Genomic DNA, 3634 nt, shown 5'->3' on the forward strand with positions numbered 1-3634 from the left:
TCTTTTTAATCCTTTTTCTTATTCTGGTTGGTTTAATGCCTTTTGATTAATAGAATTAATACATTTTATTCATGTTTCTTCTCCCTTACATCAAGTGGGAACACGTAGATCAAGGGCGGTATAATTCAAAAGAGACTTACACAAGCTTCATCATATTCTTTTACCATTCTTATTTTTCCATATGCCGTTCAAGTTTTTGATAAAAAAGGCATTCCAATTCTTCAGGAGATCCGGCCCTGGGTACAAAAGCTCTCTCTGAAAAGAAAAGGCTTTTCATTTTTAAATATTAATGAGTACACCTCGAAAAAAAAGACCCACATTCCTGCGAGCCTTTTCAAATTTCTGACTTAAGCTTTCATTCTTTCTAATTTCCTCTCAAGATCTCCATCGGAGGCTGATTGATGATTTTTCTTCCATTCAACCATCCCAATACGATTGTTAAAGAGGTGATAGCTAAGTAAAGGAAAAGCGCTTCAAGCCAAGCTCCTCGGAAAGGAATATTAAACAGAAACTCACTCAACAGCCAAGTTGCCAAGAAGGAGAGAATAATTCCTGAGAGAGAAGCTAAGCTACCAAGAAAGAAGTATTCAAGCGTATTGATCTTACTTACTATTGCCGAACTGGCACCAAGTGTTCGAAGTAAAATACTTTCTCTCATTCTTTGATATTTACTAATGATCAGCGAACTGATCAATACCAAGATTCCGGTTGCAATACTAAAGAAAGCCATGAATTGAATCACAAAGCTGATCTTTCCCAATATTTCCTCTAAGGTAGCCACGATAGTACCTAGATTGATAATGGAAATATTTGGAAATAACCTTACGATTTCAGCTTGTACATCTGCAGCTTCGCGATCAGTTTTTGTTTTGGTAATCAAGACATGGAACTTAGGGGCTTGTTCCAAAACACCAGTTGGAAAAAGTACTAGAAAATTGGTAGAAACCTGATTAAACTTCACATCTCTAAAACTCCCGATAAAAGTTTTTATCGGCCTACCTTGAACATTAAACTCGATTTCATCTCCGATTTTTAATCCATTCCCCTCCGCATAAGATTTAGAGAAGGAAACAAAAATACTATCTCCTCTGGCACCAACAGGAATTAATTCGCCCTCTACTAAAGTTTCTGAGTCAATTAAAGTATCCCGATAGGTTACCCGGAATTCCCGATTATATAGCCCTCTTCTATAATTTTCTTCATCTGGCATTTCTTCATTTTCCAACTTGTCAATACCATTGATTTCATTAAGCTGCATGGTTACGATTGCTACTTCTTGCATGATGGGAAGGTCCCGTGACTCAATCTTACTTCTCACCTCATCAAGCTGGGCAGTTTGAATGTCAAACATCAACATATTGGGTTGATCTTCTTTATCTGCAAATCTAGCCTCCTGAAGCAATTGGTTTTGAAGAAAAAAGAGAGTGCTGATCATGGCAGTTCCTAATCCAATGGTAGCAATGAGCGAAACTGTTTGATTATTTGGTCTGTATAAATTAGCAAGGGATTGTCGTAATGTATACTCGAAGGAAATAGGCAAGAATCTCCTTACTGCCCACATGATAAGTTGCCCTATACCCCATAAAATCCCAAATGCAAAGATCACGAAGCCAGTGAATCCCAATGCCATATCCCATTGATTCAACAAGTAAAAACTGAATCCGAAAATAAAGGCCAAAATCCCTATTATAACCATCCATCGAAGGGGATCTTTGAACATGGTGGAATCTGCAGTCTCTGGTCTTAAGGTTGCCATAGGAGAAACATTCCGGACTTTCAACAAGGGTAGAAGCGCAAAAAGAACTGATACAAATAATCCGGTAATCAGTCCAAAACCCACAGATAACCATGAAATCCCAAAACTCACTTCAACAGGTAAAAAGTCAGAAAATACCGCTGGTAAAATGAATTGTAGTAAAGTGCCCAAGAAGGATCCTAAAATTGCCCCAATCAGACCCATGATGATGATTTCTGCCAAGTAGATTAATAGTACATCCCGGGAAGAAACACCTAAACAGCGAAGAACAGCAACAGAAGCCAGTTTCTCCTTTACAAAAACGTTTACAGCACTAGCTACGCCCACACAACCTAATAAAAGAGCTATGAAAGCAACCAAACTTAAAAAATTAGATAAGTTTTCAAAAGATCTTCCAGTGGAACGCTTCTGATCTTCCACCGTATCAGCATCTACCCGATCGATTTCCCATTGATCTTCAAAGGGCTTGATCAGCTCGTCGACGTTGGTCTCATCTACAAATTTATAGTACCTATTATAATTGACTCTACTACCATATTGAACTAAACCGGTTTCTTCCAAATATTCCATTGGAATATAGACAGCCGGTGCCACTGTGGCAGTAATTCCTGTTTGCCCGGGCACTTGTTGCAGCTCTCCAACCACCGTAAAAAGAACCTCTCCCACTTTGATCTGATCACCAACTTGAGCGTTAAATTGCGCTAAAAGGGCTCTTTCCACCAAAGCTTTTTTTCCACCAGTTCTGAAGTCAGATTCAGCCTCCACCGGAATAGTTTCTAAAATTCCATAAAAAGGAAAAGCTCCTTCTAAAGCTCTGACCTGAGTCAAACGGCTGGCTCCTGTTTTTGGATAAGCCACCATAGAAGCAAAATTGACTTCAGAAGCATCTTGAATCGCTATCGAATCCACAGGTTGGTCACCCAAGGGCTGATTGTTTTCCAAAACCAAATCAGCACCTAGTAATTCTTTTGCTTGATTATCAATGTCTTGGGTCAGGTTTTCACCAAAACTACTGATGGCTACTAAAGCAGCAATTCCTACCACCATGGAGGATACAAAAAGCAAAAGTCTTGAAATGTTTTTACGGAAATCCCGCAAAGCCATTTTAAAAATCCATCCGTAATCAGGCATTTTCTTCCTCCTGTATTTTACCACCTTTGATATGAATAATTCGCTGGGTTTTGGCAGCAAGATCTAAATCGTGGGTCACCAAAATCAATGTAGTCCCTTGTTCCTTATTCAAATCAAAAATTAGTTTCTCTATCATTTCACCGGTTTCGGTATCCAAATTCCCAGTTGGTTCATCTGCAAAAAGTATTTTTGGTTCATTGGCAAATGCCCGGGCAATAGAAACTCTTTGTTGCTCTCCCCCAGAAAGCTGTGTAGGATAATGGGTAGACCTATCACCAAGCCCCACTTTTTCTAACAACTCTTGTGCTTTATTTCTGGCATCCTTTCTTTTTTTTAATTCTAACGGCACCATCACATTTTCTAAAGCAGTCAAAGTTGGCAACAATTGAAAGTTTTGAAATATAAAACCCACATGTTGATTTCTCACAAAAGCTCTTTGGTCTTCAGAAAGTGCCTGTAGATTTTCCCCATTTAAACTAACACTTCCGGTTGTAGCAGAGTCTAGTCCTGCGCACAATCCTAAAAGTGTGGTTTTACCACTTCCAGATGGGCCAACAATTGAGATTGTTTCTCCCGCATCTATGGAGAAATTTACATCATCCAAAACAGTGAGTTTTCTCGAACCGCTTTGATACGTCTTACTTAAATTACTTATTGCTAGAATACTCATGAAAAAGAATAAAGGGGTGAATGATTGAAAGTTCAACGCAATTGAACTCTCTTTGTTAGAAAACGCTTAATTTTAAG

The 3634-nt window shown here is 38.7% G+C and carries 2 protein-coding genes; both read right to left on the reverse strand.

Annotated features, from left to right (window positions below; genetic code table 11):
• Positions 1 to 364: 364 nt before the first annotated feature.
• Positions 365 to 2887, reverse strand: coding sequence for an FtsX-like permease family protein (locus tag Q0L68_RS17915; protein ID WP_296705631.1), 2523 nt, complete (start codon positions 2885 to 2887; stop codon positions 365 to 367).
• A complete protein-coding gene (locus tag Q0L68_RS17920) occupies positions 2880 to 3557 on the reverse strand; it encodes an ABC transporter ATP-binding protein (protein ID WP_296705632.1) in 678 nt (225 codons plus the stop codon). The genes Q0L68_RS17915 and Q0L68_RS17920 overlap by 8 nt, the downstream gene beginning before the upstream one ends.
• Positions 3558 to 3634 lie beyond the last annotated feature (77 nt).

The organism is Algoriphagus sp. (assembly GCF_024642405.1).
Lineage (GTDB): Bacteria > Bacteroidota > Bacteroidia > Cytophagales > Cyclobacteriaceae > Algoriphagus.

Bases quoted from the DNA above. Each gene is read 5' to 3' on its own strand.
- Q0L68_RS17915 (WP_296705631.1), bottom strand. From the start codon at position 2,887: ATGCCTGATTACGGATGGATTTTTAAAATGGCTTTGCGGGATTTCCGT.
- Q0L68_RS17920 (WP_296705632.1), bottom strand. From the start codon at position 3,557: ATGAGTATTCTAGCAATAAGTAATTTAAGTAAGACGTATCAAAGCGGT.